The sequence below is a fragment of the Aeromonas sp. 25-248 genome (genome assembly GCF_053005425.1).
The window spans coordinates 24,931-40,114 of the sequence record NZ_JBRKTB010000005.1 but is presented as its reverse complement, the minus strand read 5'-3'; the positions used below and the strand labels follow the sequence as shown (position 1 = coordinate 40,114).

Below are 15,184 nucleotides of genomic sequence, written 5' to 3'. Positions count from 1 at the left end.
TCTCTTCCTTGAATCCGGCGGGCTCAGGCGCGCAGCTTGCTGCGCACCTGCCCGGCTGCCTTGAGGGGGGTCACCTTGCGCTGCTTCTCGTAGAGGAAGCGCAGCACCTGCTGGCGCAGCTTGTGGTAGTGGGGATCGTCCGCCAGGGCGACCCTGTCTCTGGGCCTTGGCAGGTCGACGGTCAGGATCTCTCCGACCGTGGCGCTGGGGCCATTGGTCATCATGACGATGCGATCGGAGAGCAGCACCGCCTCGTCCACGTCGTGGGTGATCATGATGACGGTGTTGCCAAGCTCCACCTGGATCGCCATCAGGGCATCCTGCAGATGGGCCCGGGTCAGGGCATCGAGGGCGCCGAACGGCTCGTCCATCAGCAGCACCTTGGGGGAGAGCGAGAGGGCGCGGGCGATGCCGACCCGCTGCTTCATCCCCCCCGACAGCTCGTGGGGCATCTTCTGGCTGGCGTGATCCATCTGCACCAGGGAGAGGTAGTAGTCCACCCGCTCCGCCACCGCCCGCTTGTCAGACTCCACCTGGGCCACCGCCAGCGCCACGTTCTGCTGGACGCTGAGCCAGGGCAGCAGGGCGTGGTTCTGGAACACCATGGCCCGCTCGGGCCCCGGGCCCGCCACCTCGCGACCATCGAGAATGATGCCCCCCAGGGTCGGCTCCAGCAGCCCGGCCACCAGGTTGAGGACGGTGCTCTTGCCGCAGCCCGAGTGACCGATGAGGGAGACAAACTCCCCCTTCTCGATGCGCAGGTTGACCCGGCTCAAGGCCTCGAAGCTGCCCTGCTCCGTCTCGAACGAGATGCCGACGTCGCTTATCTCCAGATAACTCTTCATTGGCTCTTCTCCTGCCTGAATAGAAATGTGATTAACGCAGCACCTGGCGCTTGTCCCAGGACAACCACTGCTGCAGGGCCAGCATGCCCCTGTCCAGGGCGCAGCCGATGAGGCCTATGGTGATCACCGCCACCATGATGCGGGCCAGGGACGCAGAGCCGCCGCTCTGGAACTCGTCCCAGACGAACTTGCCGAGCCCCGGGTTCTGGGCCAGCATCTCCGCCGCGATCAGCACCATCCAGGCCACCCCCAGGGAGAGCCGCAGCCCGGTGAAGATCATGGGCAGGGCCCCGGGCAGCACGATGCGCCGCACATGGGTCACAAAGGAGAGGCGCAGCACCCGGCTGACGTTGTGCAGATCCCCATCCAGCCCCGCCACACCCACCGCCGTGTTGATCAGGGTCGGCCAGAGGGAGCAGAGGGTCACCGTCAGGGCCGAGGTGAGGAAGGACTTGGCAAGCCAGGGGGCGGGATTGGCGTAGAGGGCGCTCACCACCAGGGTGATGAGGGGCAGCCAGGCCAGCGGCGACACCGGCTTGAGCAGCTGGATCACCGGGTTGGCGGCGCGATAGAGCCCCTGATTCATGCCGAGCAGCACCCCGCACGGAATGGCGATCAGGGTCGCCAGCGCGAAGCCGCACAGCACGGTGAGCAGGCTGGTGGCTATCTGATCGAAGAAGGTGGGACGCCCTGTGTAGGGACGCAGCTTCACCTCGGCCGCCGGATCCGCCGCCAGCCTTGCCGCATTGCGCACCTGCTGGCGTTCGAGGAAGGCCGCCGCCTTCTCCCGCTCCTGCAGATGCTCCTGCCCGAGGGACCAGAGCTGGCTGGCGGTGGCGAGCGGCCCCGGCAGGGTGCCCAGACTGGTCTGCACCTGGCTCGCCCCCCACTGCCAGAGGCCGAGGAAGAGCAGCACGCCGAGCAGGGGCTGCACCATGATTTTCCAGTTGATGGCTTTTAAATGGATGAGGGGCCATGTGTGTCGTTTCATCGGGATCTCCTTGCTCATTGCACCCGCTCATCGCCCTTGAGGCCGATGGCGAACTGTTGCAGGTAGGCGTTGGGGTGGCGGCCGTCGTAGATGAGGCCGTCGATGAAGCCATCCTGGGGGCCGCGATAGCCCTGCTCGCTGGCAAAGTCTGGGAAGTCACTGGCCTTGAGCTTGCCCTCGGCGATCAGCGCCTCGGCGGCCTGGCGATAGACGTCCGGTTGATAGACGGCCTTGGCCACCTGCTCGAACCAGGCGTCCGGCTTGGCCTCGGGGATCTGGCCCCAGCGCCGCATCTGGGTCAGATACCAGATGGCGTCGGAGTAGTAGGGATAGGTGGCGTGGTGGCGGAAGAAGACGTTGAAATCCGGCACCTGGCGCTTGTCCCCCCTGGCGTACTCGAAGGTGCCCGTCATGGAGTTCGCGATCACCTGCTCGTCCGCCCCCACGTACTCGGGTTTGGCCAGCAGCTTGGCCGCCGCGCGCCGGTTGCCGTTGTCGTCTGCATCCAGCCACCAGGCCGCCCGCAGCAGCGCCTTCACCAGCCGCACATGGGTGTTGGGGTGACGCTCGGCCCACTGCCGGGTGACGCCGAACACCTTCTCCGGGTTGTTGCGCCAGATCTCGTTATCCGTGATGACGGGCACCCCTATGCCCCTGGCGACCGCCTGCTGGTTCCAGGGCTCCCCCACGCTGTAGCCGGCTATGGTGCCCGCCTCCAGGGTGGCGGGCATCTGGGGGGGCGGCGTCACCGACAGCAGCACGTCCGCCTGGCGCTGGCCCGAGTTGTCCCCAAGCTTGGGTGCATAGAAACCGGGGTGCAGGCCGCCTGCCGCCAGCCAGTACCTCAGCTCGTAGTTGTGGGGGGAGACGGGGAAGACCATCCCCATGTTGAAGGGCTTACCCCCCTGGCGATACTCCGCCACCACGGCCTTGAGGGCGGCGGCGCTCACCGGGGGCGGCACCTGGCCCGCCTGCGGCCTGGGCAACTGGGGCGCCATGGCGGCCCAGACGCTATTGGCCACCGTGATGGCGTTGCCGTTGAGATCCATGGCAAACGCCGTCACCAGCTCGGCCTGGGTGCCGATGCCGATGTGGGCCGCCAGGGGCTGGCCCGCCAGCATCTGGGCACCGTCCAGCTCGCCGTCTATCACCCGATCCAGCAGGATCTTCCAGTTCGCCTGGGCTTCGAGGGTGACGTAGAGTCCCTCATCCTCGAAATAGCCACGCTCGTAGGCCACCGCCAGCGGCGCCATGTCGGTCAGCTTGATGAAGCCGAGCCTGAGCTCCTCCTGCTCCGGGGCTCCCAGTGCCAGCACCGGCAGCGACAACGCCGCCAGCAGCAGTCCCGCACATCCTTGTCGTCCGTTCATTGCATCTCCTCCCTCGGTTCCGGGTCAGGGCCATGGCGCCAGGCTGCCTGGAATCGCAGTGCCACCTCGTTGCAGCGCTGCGACCCAAGGTGCGTCGCGACCAAAAAAAAGCCCCGCCGATCCGGGATCGGCGGGGCTTCTTTGCCCTGTTGCGGGTGAGTGACCTGACCGGCCCCTCACTGCGCATCGTTACTTCATTGCTATCGTGTTTTTGTTATTCACTTTCCGTGCCAGCTCGTCCAGGGTGCATCAGGCGGCCCTTTGCGGCCTGTGATGCCCAGATCCTCCCTCAAATTTGCCTCAATTAGGCGCAGTTGCACCAAAACGGTTGGCCACGGGAGCGCTCAGGCGGGCAAAGCCTGCAGCAGTTGCCGCGCCAGCTCCCCCAGGCTCAGGTGACGACTCATGGCGGTGCTGCGCATCAGGCGATAGGCCTCATCCTCGTCCAGCCCCTGATGGCGCATCAAGCGTCCCTTGGCTTGCTCGATGAGCCGCCTATCCTCCAGCTTCTGGCGCAGCTCGCTCTCGGTCTGCATCAGGGCCTGCACCATGGCGAGCTGACTGCGGGCCAGGCGCAGCCACTGCTCCACCGGCTCACGCTCGCCGCAAGGGTGGGGCACCAGCAACACCCCCTGCTGCAACAGGGCGAGCTGGGTATCGCCCCCCAGCCGCTCGCAGAACAAGAGCCGCGGCATGTCGGGCCAAAGGGAGAGGCCAAGGCGTACCTCGGCGCTGAACTGGCGGCAGCTGACGAGCAGGGCATCCCCCCTCTGCGTCGGCGTCAGCAACTGGCGGGTATCGAGGATCCCGGGCTGATGGCCGTAGTGACTGACCAGCAGGGCCAGGCGGTTCGCCTGGCCCGGGTCATCGGCGTGGATCAACAGCCGGGAAGCGGGGCCGCCCTGGCCCCGGGTGGAAAAAGTGGTCATGGCGCTCCTTGCCGGCAACGATCGCGTTCTGTCTGGCGAAAATGCCGCAACATGAAGGCCAACTCTTTGAATCTACCTCCTTTTTATCTATCAGGAGGTAGTGGGGGTAGAGGGGAAATCGCCCCTCAGGCGACCCGTTCCAGGGCCTCCGTCAGCAGCCCATGCAGCTCGGCGCGCAGCCGCACCACCTCCCCCATGATGATCAGCACCGGGCTCTGGCCCAGCAGGGCACGGGCGGCCTGCTCCAGGCCATCGAGCGTGACCTCGTGCACCTGCTGGCGGTGGCTGCAGCCAGCCACCACCAGGGCCACCGGCAGCGCGCCCGGGGCCCCCGCCCTCAACATCCCTTCCCGAATGCGGGCCGCCCGCTCCAGCCCCATGTAGAACACCAGGGTGTGGCCCGCCCGGGTCAGCCCCTGCCAGCCCTGATAGTCGCGCTCGTCCATCAGGTGCCCCGTCACCAGGGTCAGGGAGCGGGCCAGCCCCCTGTGAGTCAGGGGAATGAAGCTGCTGGCGGCGCACCCCAGGGCCGCCGTGATCCCCGGCACCAGCTCGGCCTCGATGCCGTGCCGGGCCAGGTGCAGCGCCTCCTCGCCACCGCGCCCGAACACCAGGGGATCCCCTCCCTTGAGGCGCACCACCCGCTTGCCCGTGCGGGCCAGGGCCAGCAGCAGGGCGTTGATCTCCTCCTGGGTCGGGCTCGGCTCACCACAGCGCTTGCCCACGTCGAAGCGGGCCGCCCCGTGGGGAATGCGGGCCAGGATCTCGCTCCCCACCAGGCGGTCATAGACCACGACCTCTGCCGCCTCCAGACGGTGCAGGGCGCGCAGGGTCAACAATTCGAGGGGCCCGGGGCCCGCTCCCACCAGACTGATTTGGCTCATCTCAGGCTCCTTGTGTCCTGGCACCGCACTAAGCGGATGCCAGGAAAACATGTTTGATCAACAGCTTGTCGATTTCGGGCAGACAGGTGCCGCAGTTGCTGCCACAGCCGAGCAGGGCCTGCAGCCCCGCCAGCTCGCTCACCCCCTGCCGGGTGATGGCATCGACGATGCGCTGCTCCGAGACCCGCAGGCAGGAGCAGACCAGCCGGCTCTCCCCGGCCAGGGCCTGGCTCAGGGTCTGGCTCAGGGCCCCCGCCTGGAGCGGCGTGCCGAGCAGACTGGCCAGCAGGTCGACCTTGATGTCCGGGCGCCGCACCCCCACCAGCAAGATGCCCTCGATGCGATCCCCTGCCAGGGCCACGGCCAGCCACCCCTCCTTCATGGGCAGCCTGAGCCAGTGCCCCTCGGCCCCCAGCCGTTGCCACAGGCTCTCTGTGCTCTCTGACCAGGAGGCCAGCAGAGTGCAGTTCCCCTCGGGCAGGGGACGCCTGGCCCACCAGTCCACCGGCTCGCGCCACTCACCCCGGCCACACCAGAGCCCTTGCCAGCGGGTGAGCTGCGCCCTGGCCTGCACCCGCCCCTGTTTGAACATGGGCTGGCCGGAAAGGGGATCCACCACGGGGGCGATGAGGCGGTTGACCGCCCCCTGGCTGCACTGGCTGTCGGTCCAGTGCATGGGCAGGAAGGCCTCCCCCTCCCTGAGCCCCTCATCCAGCCCCACCAGCAGCAGCGCCTCCCCGAGCCCGTTGCAAAGGCGCACCATATCCCCCTCCTTCACGCCAAGCGCCAGCAGGCTGGCGGCCCCCATTCGCACCCTGGGCCAGGGCTCGGCCTCCTGCAACCGGGGCACGTGGCCGGTGCGGGTCATGGTGTGCCACTGATCCCGCAGGCGGCCACTGTTGAGGAGCAGGGAGACAGCCCCTGCAAGCGGGGGCGTTGCTGGCTGCTCGGGGAAGCGCTGGGCCAGGGGCAGCAGGCGGGCCCGGCCATCCGGGGTGGCGAAGCGCCCATCCTCGAACAGGCGGTCACGCCCCTTGGGCCAGCGGGCGTTGACGGGCCAGCGCAGGGGAGAAAGGGCCTCGAATTCGGCGCGGGTGAGACCCGCCAGGCCCGAGATGTCGAACTGGCGGGATCCGTCGTTCTCAAAGCCGGAGAGGGCGGCATGCTCGCAGAAGATCTCGTGCTCGTGCTCATAGGCGAACCCCTCGCCAAAGCCGAGCCGACGGGCGAGCCGGGTCAGGGCCCACCAGTCGGGCCTGGCCTCCCCCGGCAGGGGCAGGAAGGCGCGCTGGCGGCTGATGGTGCGCTCGGAGTTGGTGACGGTGCCGCTCTTCTCCCCCCAGGCGGCGGCAGGCAACAGCAGGTGGGCGAGGCGCGCCGTGTCGGTGTTGGCCGTCACCTCGGAGACCACCAGCAGCTCGCAGCGGCTCAGGGCCTCGCGCACCCGGTTGCCGTCCGGCAGGGAGACCGCCGGGTTGGTGCCGAGCACCCAGAGCGCGCGGATCTCCCCCCGGTGCACCGCCTCGAACAGCTCGACGGCCTTGTGCCCCGGCCCGCGCACCATGGTCGGGCTTCCCCAGAAGCGCTGTACCCGATCGCACTCGGCCTCGCCAAAGCCCATGTGGGCGGCGAGCTGGGTCGCGAGCCCTCCCACCTCGCGCCCTCCCATGGCGTTGGGTTGCCCCGTCATGGAGAAGGGAGCCGCCCCCGGCTTGCCGATGCGACCGCACATCAGGTGGGCGTTGATGATGGCGTTGGCCTTGTCCACCCCCTGGTTGGACTGGTTGATCCCCTGGCAGAACAGGGTGACGGTCTTGGGGGTACGGGCAAAGAGCTGGTAGAAACCGATCAGATCGCTGCGGGAGAGGCCGCAGCTGCGGGCCACCTCGTCCAACTGCCAGGCCGGATCGTCCAGCGCCGCCGCCAACGCTTCGAAGCCGCTCACGTGCTGCGCCACATAGGCCTTGTCCCAGCCATCGACATCGAGCAGGTAACGGCACAGGCCGTTCCAGAGCGTCACGTCGCTGCCGGGTTTGAGCGCCAGGTGCAGATCCCCCTGCTCCGCCGTCATGGTGCGGCGGGGATCCAGCACCACCAGCCTGAGCTCGGGGCGCCGCGCCCTGGCCTGCTGCAGGCGGCGAAACAGCACGGGATGGGTCCAGGCGGTGTTGGCACCGGTGAGCACCACCAGATCGGCGAGCTCCAGATCCTCGTAACAGGCGGGCACCAGATCCTCCCCGAAGGCGCGCTGGTGGGCCACCACCGCCGACGACATGCAGAGCCGGGAGTTGGTGTCCACGTTGGCGCTGCCCAGATACCCCTTCATCAGCTTGTTGGCGACGTAGTAATCCTCGGTGGTGAGCTGGCCGGACAGATAGATGCCGATGGCACCCGGCCCGGACTCGGCCAGGATGGCGGCAAAACGCTCCGCCAGGGTGTCCAGGGCCTCCTCCCAGCCGATGCGCTGCCCCATCCAGCGCGGATAGAGCAGGCGATCGGGAAAGGCCAGGCTCTCCAGCAGGCTGGCCCCCTTGACGCACAGGGCGCCGCCGTTGGCCGGATGCTGCTCATCCCCCTGCAACTGCCAGTTGTCACCCTCCCGGCTAAGCCGGATGCCGCACCCCACTCCGCAATAGGCACAGGTGGTCTTCATTCCCTTGCTCCTTGTCATGTGTCTGACGAAGGGCCCATAAAAAAAGCGTCCGCCCCCCTGCGGGGACGGACGCCTTTGTCCGGATGCCTCATCGTCTTGTATGGGGAAATGACTGCAAACCCCGCGCCAGGATGCAAGGGGCGCCGCCATTGCGCATCAGGGGGTCGGGCTGCGCCGCCACGGTGCAGCCGCCCCCTTGTTGGGCCCGCCTTGCGGGAATCCGCCCCGCACGCTGGGAAAGGGGCCCACCGGGGGTATAATGCGCCGCCACACAGGAGAGAGAGATGAAAGTGTCAGATGAAGGCGCTGCCGGGCAGCACCGGGCAGATACCCGGGAGAGAGGGGACTATTGCGCCATCGGGCTGGTCAATCCCAAATCCCCGGAGAACGTGGGCGCCGTGATGCGGGCCGCCGGCTGCTACGGGGCGGACGAGGTCTACTACACGGGGCAGCGCTTCGAGCTGGCACGCCGTTTTGTCACCGACACCAAGCAGATGGTGGAGAAGATCCCCCTGCTCGGGGTCGAGGAGCTGCTGGACTTCGTGCCCGAGGGCTGCACCCCTGTGCTGGTGGATCTGATCGAGGGGGCCACGCCCCTGCCGGATTACGTGCACCCCGAGAGAGCCTTCTACATCTTCGGCCCGGAGGATGGCACCCTGGAACCCGCCCGCTTCGCGGCGGTGAAGGAGGTCATCTATGTGCCGACTCAGGGTTGCATGAACCTGGCCGCCTCGGTCAACGTCATCCTCTATGATCGGTTGGCCAAGACGCTCAGCGCCAAAGGCTGAGGCAGGACAAGCGGGGCCCGATGACGGCATCAGGCCCGACAGCTAGGGCTGTGGCTTGTTCGCCCGCACCACCTGCTCCCTGAGAAAGTCCTGGTAGTAGTCGTAGAGCTTGTTCTGCCGATAGATCTCCGCCAGCTTGCCCTGCCTTATCAGGGTACGCATGCCGGGATCCCAGAGCCCGTGCAACTGCCTGCCCTTCGGGGTATCGGCGAAGATGGGGTAGGTCGGGATCCAGCGCAGGAATACCTGTACCAGCTCGGGGGGAAGGGAGCCTTCGGGGTAGAGGGCGCCGTCGGTCAGGTAGTAGCGGTAACGCCCCTTGATCAGCAATTGCAGCGCCATCTCGTGGCTGTCTATCTCGAACCAGCGCATCGGCTCCGGGATGAACTTGTCAAAGGCCCACCCCCTCAGCCAGAGCACCTCCTGCTCCTTGAGGCTGTGCTCCCCTGCCCAGTGCGGCAGCCAGCGCTTTTGCATCACCACGCTCACGTAGTCCGCCGAGTCGGGGTAGTCGGGCTGATGGACCCCGGGCACCTCTCCCCGATAGACCCCCATCGCCATGTCCCCCTCCTTTTGCGACACCACCGCCAGTGCCCGTTTGTAAGGCACCATGTGAAGCTTCACCTCGTGCCCCAGGGGTTCATAGATGGCTCGAACCACATCCAGATAGACCCCCTTGCCGTCCCGGTGACAGAAGCCGGGCCAGTCGTCGCAATAGACGTGTATGGTGTCTGCCCGCACGAACGAGGTGATCAGCAGGCAACAGAACAGAAAAAGACGAACCATGAATATCCTCAGTGATATGGCACTCGGCAGATGCTCACCGCCGGACGGCCCGTTCAGGCATACAGATAGCATAGAAAAACAGAGTCCCGGCCGACATTTTCCCCATTTTGCGAGCGGGTCGAGAGTTATTGTCGCCCCACAGCGTATCATGGCAAACAAGATTCATTAGTAGCCCAACTTGAGGGGAGATTCTCATGCCAACCATCAAATCCCTGCTCTGCCCCGTCGATTTCTCCGAGATGTCCAGAGCGGTACTCGACTACGCCGTCTTCATGGCCAACACCCACCAGGCCGAGCTCAAACTGGTCCACGTGGTGGATCAGCTGCACGGCTTCGACAGCTACAAGATCCTGCACATGACGGCCATCGAGATCACCCACGAGATGGAGCGTCAGGCCAAGAGCCAGCTCAAGGAACTGGTCGCCTGCCTGCCCATTCCGGCCAAATTCGAGGTCCGTTTTGGCCGCGCCGCCGATGAAATCGTCCTCCAGGCGAAGGAAGACAAGGTGGATCTCGTGGTCATGGGCAGCCATGGCCGCTCCGGCATCAGCCACCTGCTGGTAGGCAGCGTGGCGGAATCCGTGGTGCGCCACGCCCCCTGCCCCGTGCTGGTGGTCCGCAAATAATCCCCGCCTGATGCGCCAAGGCCAGCATATGCTGGCCTTTTTGCTGTTGATTGCCATGGGATGCTCATCTCAGAACCGGTGCACGAGGGATAACGAGAGGTCGTCGGCAAGGTAGAGCGCCACCCACCAGCCCTGGTAACGCCCTAGCAGCAGGGTCTCAGCCATGGGCATAGATGACGCTCCCTCCCTTGATGGTGTCGATGATCGCCCTGGACTGCTCCCTTGGCAGGGCCGGGCATCCCCAGCTGCGCCCCAGCTTGTCAAACTTCTGCAGATGCCTGGGGCTGGCGTAGTCCGCCCCGTGCACCACGATGGCGCGCTTGCGGGCATTGCTGTTCTTGCCTGGACTGAGGCCGTCGAGACGCAGGGAGTAACCGTGCTTGCCCTGATAGGTCTCGGCGGTGCGGTAGACCCCGAGGGAACTTTGCCGGGAATTCATCTGATTGGAGAACTGGCGGGCGGCCAGCTCCCCCGAATTGCGGCCGTGGCTGACCCAGGTGTGGTAGAGCAGCTTGTGGCGCTTGACGTCGATGACGAACAGCCGGCGCATGGTCGAGGGCTTGCTGTAGTCGATGATGGTGAGAATGGGTTTTCGCTTGTGGCGCACGCTCTGGTAACCGTCCAGGGCCTTGCGAAACACGCGGCTGTCGAGCTTGCCCGCCAGCCCGAGCTGACGATAGAGATCCTGGTCCCAGCTGGCGTGGCTGGCGCCGCTGAAACAGAGCGCCCCCAGCAGCAGTGGCAGGCTCAGCCAGAGGCTGCCCCACCACGCACTCCTATCCTGTCCCTTCATCCTTGAAGTTGCTCCCCTTGCTGTCGCTGGCCTGATGCCCCGGGTGACACCGCATCCTGCTGGATAGTTATATGCAAGCCATTGATTGCGAGCAATAAAAAAGCACAAAAATGCCGACCTGAGTCGGCATTGTCCTGCTTGCTGAGCGTGCCTGGATCAGGCACGGCTGAGATAATCCGCCTGCCCCACCCACTTGTAGCTGGTGAGTTCGGTCAGCCCCATGGGGCCACGGGCGTGAAGCATCTGGGTCGAGACCGCCACCTCGGCCCCGAGGCCAAACTGGCCGCCGTCGGTGAAGCGGGTGGAGGCGTTGACATAGACCGCCGCCGAACCGGCCCCGTTGACGAAACGCTCGGCATTGGCGAGGGAGTTGGTCAGGATGGCATCGGAGTGGCCGGCGTTGTGCTCGCGCATATGGGCGAGCGCCTCGTTGACGTCCGCCACCACCTTGACCCCCAGGGTCAACCCCAGCCACTCGGTGTCGAAATCTTCCGGCCCCGCGTCGCACAGGTTGTCGCTGCCAGCCAGCAGCGCCATGGCATTGGGCGCGCCCACCAGGGTCACCTTGCGCTCGTTCATCAGAGCCACCAGTTGCGGCAGCAAGGTGGCCGCCACCTTCTCGTGTACCAGCAGGGTATCGAGGGCGTTGCAGGCGGAGGGGCGCTGCACCTTGGCGTTCTCGATGACCGCCAGGGAACGCGCCAGATCGGCGCTCTCGTCCACGAAGATATGGCTGATACCGAACCCGCCGATGATGACGGGGATGGAGCTGTTCTCCTTGCACATCTTGTGAAGACCCGCGCCGCCGCGGGGGATGATCATGTCCACGTAGCGGTCGAGGCGCAGCAACTCGGCCACCAGCGCCCTGTCCGGGTTGTCGATGTACTGCACCGCCGCCTCGGGCAGGCCGGACGCCGCCAGGGCATGCTGGATCACCCGCACCAGCTCCAGATTGGAGTGGAAGGTCTCGCGACCGCCGCGCAGAATGCTGGCGTTGCCGGTCTTGAGGCAGAGGCTGGCGATGTCGATGGTGACGTTGGGGCGCGCCTCGTAGATGACGCCGATGACCCCGATGGGCACCCGGCGACGGGAGAGGCGCAGGCCATTCTCCAGCACCCGGCTGTCGATTTCGGCCCCGACCGGATCGTCCAGGGTGATCACCTTGCGCACATCCGCCACTATGCCGGCCAGGCGCGCCGGGTTGAGCAGCAGGCGATCCAGCATGGCTTCAGTGAGCCCCGCCTCGCGCCCGGCGGCGATGTCTTTCTCGTTGGCCGCCAGGATCTGGGCACTGCGTGCTTCCAGTTCATCGGCGATGGCCGCCAGCGCCCGGTTCTTCTGTGCCGTGCTGACGGTGGCCAGTTGATAGGCGGCTTCACGGGCCGCCTGCCCCATTTTCTCCAGACTCATCACAGTTCCCTTTTGTTCATGCGGTGCCGCCCTGTTCAGAGCAGCACCATGTCATCACGGTGGATGGCCACGGCCCCATAGCCGTAACCCAATACCTGTTCAATCTGATCCGAGTGGACACCCCGCAGCCGATCCAGCTCCAGATGGTCGTAACGGCAAATACCGCGAGCCAGCTCGCTTCCCTTGGGATCCAGGATACGCACCACGTCGCCACGCACGAAATCTCCCTTCACCGCGACGATGCCCTTGGGCAGCAGGCTGGAGCCCTTCTCCTGCATGGCGGCCACGGCCCCCTGATCCACCTGCACTTCGCCGTGAGGAGGGGGCCCTGCCAGGATCCAGCTCTTGCGCCCTTCCAGGGGGGATGCCAGGGCCGGGAACAGGGTCCCCACCCGCTCCCCGGCGGCGAGTCGGCCGATCACTTCCGGGATCTGGCCGGTGGCGATCACCACGTCCACCCCGGCGCGGCGCGCCACGTCGGCGGCCTGCAACTTGGTGGCCATGCCACCGGTGCCAAGGCCGCTCACGCTGTCACCGGCGAGGGAGCGCAGGGTGTCGTCTATGGTCTGCACCTCTTCGATGAGCTGGGCATCCGGGTTGGTGCGCGGGTCGGCGGTGAAGAGCCCCTTCTGATCCGTGAGCAGGATCAGCAAGTCCGCATCCGCCAGGATGGCGGCACGGGCGGAGAGGTTGTCGTTGTCCCCCACCTTGATCTCGGCGGTGGCCACGGCGTCGTTCTCGTTGATGACGGGGATGATGCGGTGATCGAGCAGAGTGCGCAGGGTGTCGCGGGCATTGAGGTAGCGCTCCCTGTCTTCCAGGTCGGCGCGGGTCAGCAGCATCTGGCCGATGTGCAGCCCGTAGAGGTTGAACAGGTCCTGCCATACCCGGATGAGCTGGGTCTGACCCACCGCCGCCAGCATCTGTTTGTTCGGCAGGGTAGGCGCCAGCGGAGGGTGGCCCAGATGCTCACGACCGGCGGCGATGGCCCCCGACGTGACCAGCACGACACGGTGCCCGTGTCGATGCAAGGCGGCACATTGTCTGACCAGCTCGACCATGTGGGCACGGTTGAGGCGGGCAGATCCCCCGGTGAGCACGCTGGTGCCCAGTTTGACGACTATGGTTCTGTTTTCCATGGGAACGAAGGGTTAGAAAAGTAAGGAATCCCTTTATACCCACGGCCCCCCTGCCCTGCAAGGCAATTAAGCCTCGCCAGGCAGTTGCGGGCTCGGTGACAAAGCATCGGGGTACCCCGCACCGGGAAGATGCGGGGCTTGGGGATCAGGCTGCCGTCACGCTCAGTTCGGCAGTCACCTGCTTCGCGGGGGAGAGAGTACACTCCAGCTGGGTCAACTTGCCGCTGATGAGCTTGTAGAAATGTTGCAGGGTGCGTTCCACTTCCGCCTGATGCTTCTTGGGCAGCGCCTTGTCGATCCACTCCCCGTCCGCGTTGTAGAACCCCGTCTGATAGTGGTAGCTGAAGCTGTGATCCGCCTGCTCCAGCACCAGCCACCAGCCCCAGAACTCCCGCTTGTCCGGGGCAGGCTTGGCGCTGACGCAGACGGACAGGCAGTCAAAGCGGTAGCGGCCCTCCTCGCACAGGTCTTCACGCAAATAGGGGCCAATGGCCGCGAACTGCCGCAGCAATCGCTTGTAAGTCACTCTTTCTGACATGCTAACCTCCCTGTTGAACAAGCCATACCATCACATGGTGATGTTACATTTTTAGTTTTATATCATGTACATAAGTGCTTTTTGAGCCAATCTACCGTCTCTTTCAGTGCCTCGTCATAGACCTCGAGCAACGGCTGCTTGTCAAACACCACCGCCTTGCCGTTGCGACTCGCAGCGGCCAATGCCCGGACATCCTGCTCGGGACAAATAAAATCTTTCTTGTGCCCGATACTCAATATCGGCACGGAAGTGCGACTCCCCAGCAATCCCTGGGTCTTGAGGGAGAAGACCTGACACTTGGTGCGCAGCAGATCCCACTGGGCCGCGTCCGCCCCCAGCCGGTTCGCCAGCCCGTCGCGCATCATGCGCGGGCAGCGGGCGAACATCTCCTGATTGGTGAACACCTGGTTGATGCCGGCACCGATGCAGACCACAGTCCGAAGCTTGAATGGCTCGACGAAGGCGAGACGGGCCGCCACATTGCCGGCGAGGCGGAACCCCACCATGGCGATGCGCTGGTGATCGACCCAGGCCACCTCCGAGAGGTAGTTGAGCACCGCCTGGTGCAGGCGGCTGGTGTCCTGCACCAGGGGCCAGTGCTCGGCATAGCCGGTGCCCGGCATGTCCAGGGAGAGCATCCCGATGCCGTGGGGCTCGAGACACTTGGAATAGAAGTTGAGGAAGTCCACCTGAAGCGAATCGATGCCACCGCTGACGATGACCAGGGGCACAGGTTTCTCGGTGGTGGGCAGATGCAGGTAGCCCTGGATGGTCTTGCCCCGAAACGGGACCTGCAACTCCTTGAGGGGCACCTTGAACAGGCGTCCGGCCTCGCGATAGGCCATGTTGCCGAGCAACTGGGCCTGATCCGCCAGCTCGTCGTGCTTGAGGTGGGGGTAGCTTGCGATGGAGTAGTAGCGCACTGCCTTGAGCAGGCTCTTCAGCGCCGCGGCGCGATCCCCTTCCCCCAGCAGCGTCCTCCCCGTATTGAAATAACGGCCGGCGAGCTGACTCCACTCATAGACCCAGTTGCCGGGCACATAGCCCTTGATGGTGTCCAGATAGCGTTCGTGACTGCGCTCCCCCTGCCCCATGGCGATGTGCGCCAGGGTCTGCTCCACCTCGACGGGATCGGCCCCCTGCCAGGCCCAGGTCGGTCTGCGCAGCAGGCGATACCAGCGGGGCGACAGGGCGCCATCGATGAAGCTGTCAGACAGTACGCTGTCTTGCTCGTCGACGGGGCTCGAGTTGGAGACTTCGGAAGTTTCCAATACCTTTTTGACCCGGGTAAACAGCTTTTCCGTCAGATTGGTATCGTCGTTTGGTTCCAAAATGGTGGCTCTTCTGTCTCAAACAATGTCCCATCTTAACCACTTTTCACATCGAGCAGCCACACCAGAAACACATTGAGCCCCAAAAGGGGCTCAATGTG

14 protein-coding genes are annotated in these 15,184 nt (G+C 65.4%); 2 read left to right on the top strand and 12 right to left on the bottom strand.

Annotated features, from left to right (window positions below; genetic code table 11):
* Positions 1–23: 23 nt before the first annotated feature.
* The 6 genes from ACVDHI_RS09425 to ACVDHI_RS09400 form a co-directional block, all read right to left on the bottom strand.
* Complete coding sequence (locus tag ACVDHI_RS09425) at positions 24–845, bottom strand: ABC transporter ATP-binding protein (protein ID WP_447212025.1); 822 nt, start codon at positions 843–845, stop codon at positions 24–26.
* Positions 846–876: 31 nt separating this feature from the next.
* Positions 877–1,836, bottom strand: coding sequence for an ABC transporter permease (locus ACVDHI_RS09420; protein WP_052815472.1), 960 nt, complete (start codon positions 1,834–1,836; stop codon positions 877–879).
* A 14-nt stretch (positions 1,837–1,850) separates the two neighbouring features.
* The gene (locus tag ACVDHI_RS09415; RefSeq protein WP_447212024.1) at positions 1,851–3,206 is read right to left on the bottom strand and encodes a CmpA/NrtA family ABC transporter substrate-binding protein; all 1,356 of its coding nucleotides are present in this window, start codon (positions 3,204–3,206) and stop codon (positions 1,851–1,853) included.
* Positions 3,207–3,550: 344 nt separating this feature from the next.
* Positions 3,551–4,135: an ANTAR domain-containing response regulator gene (locus ACVDHI_RS09410; protein ID WP_447212023.1), complete on the bottom strand. Its 585-nt coding sequence runs from the start codon at positions 4,133–4,135 to the stop codon at positions 3,551–3,553.
* Positions 4,136–4,260: 125 nt separating this feature from the next.
* Positions 4,261–5,019: a uroporphyrinogen-III C-methyltransferase gene (cobA, locus tag ACVDHI_RS09405; protein WP_447212022.1), complete on the bottom strand. Its 759-nt coding sequence runs from the start codon at positions 5,017–5,019 to the stop codon at positions 4,261–4,263.
* Positions 5,020–5,047: 28 nt separating this feature from the next.
* Positions 5,048–7,672 carry a nitrate reductase gene (locus tag ACVDHI_RS09400; protein ID WP_447212021.1) on the bottom strand — a complete coding sequence of 875 codons (2,625 nt, stop codon included), beginning with the start codon at positions 7,670–7,672 and terminating at the stop codon, positions 5,048–5,050.
* A 284-nt stretch (positions 7,673–7,956) separates the two neighbouring features.
* Between ACVDHI_RS09400 and ACVDHI_RS09395 the strand changes: the two genes are divergently transcribed.
* On the top strand, positions 7,957–8,460 hold the full coding sequence (locus ACVDHI_RS09395; RefSeq protein ID WP_039040342.1) for an RNA methyltransferase: 504 nt from the start codon (positions 7,957–7,959) through the stop codon (positions 8,458–8,460).
* A gap of 42 nt (positions 8,461–8,502) precedes the next feature.
* Here the strand turns inward: ACVDHI_RS09395 and ACVDHI_RS09390 are convergent, their stop codons facing one another.
* Positions 8,503–9,246: a hypothetical protein gene (locus ACVDHI_RS09390; RefSeq protein WP_042865053.1), complete on the bottom strand. Its 744-nt coding sequence runs from the start codon at positions 9,244–9,246 to the stop codon at positions 8,503–8,505.
* A 194-nt stretch (positions 9,247–9,440) separates the two neighbouring features.
* On the opposite strand from ACVDHI_RS09390, the gene ACVDHI_RS09385 reads away from it, so the two are divergent.
* Complete coding sequence (locus ACVDHI_RS09385) at positions 9,441–9,872, top strand: universal stress protein (protein WP_010675457.1); 432 nt, start codon at positions 9,441–9,443, stop codon at positions 9,870–9,872.
* Positions 9,873–10,029: 157 nt separating this feature from the next.
* Here the strand turns inward: ACVDHI_RS09385 and ACVDHI_RS09380 are convergent, their stop codons facing one another.
* From ACVDHI_RS09380 to frsA, 5 genes are all read right to left on the bottom strand, one after another.
* Positions 10,030–10,665 carry a murein L,D-transpeptidase catalytic domain family protein gene (locus ACVDHI_RS09380; RefSeq protein ID WP_042016892.1) on the bottom strand — a complete coding sequence of 212 codons (636 nt, stop codon included), beginning with the start codon at positions 10,663–10,665 and terminating at the stop codon, positions 10,030–10,032.
* Between the two features lie 156 nt (positions 10,666–10,821).
* Positions 10,822–12,078, bottom strand: a complete 1,257-nt coding sequence (locus ACVDHI_RS09375) for a glutamate-5-semialdehyde dehydrogenase (protein ID WP_262512438.1) — start codon at positions 12,076–12,078, stop codon at positions 10,822–10,824.
* Positions 12,079–12,110: 32 nt separating this feature from the next.
* Positions 12,111–13,214, bottom strand: a complete 1,104-nt coding sequence (gene proB / locus ACVDHI_RS09370; protein WP_010675460.1) for a glutamate 5-kinase — start codon at positions 13,212–13,214, stop codon at positions 12,111–12,113.
* A 145-nt stretch (positions 13,215–13,359) separates the two neighbouring features.
* A complete protein-coding gene (gene crl, locus ACVDHI_RS09365) occupies positions 13,360–13,752 on the bottom strand; it encodes a sigma factor-binding protein Crl (RefSeq protein WP_039040346.1) in 393 nt (130 codons plus the stop codon).
* 62 nt (positions 13,753–13,814) lie between these two features.
* Entirely contained in the window at positions 13,815–15,083 is a 1,269-nt protein-coding gene (frsA, locus tag ACVDHI_RS09360; protein WP_447212020.1) for an esterase FrsA, read from the bottom strand.
* Positions 15,084–15,184: the final 101 nt, after the last annotated feature.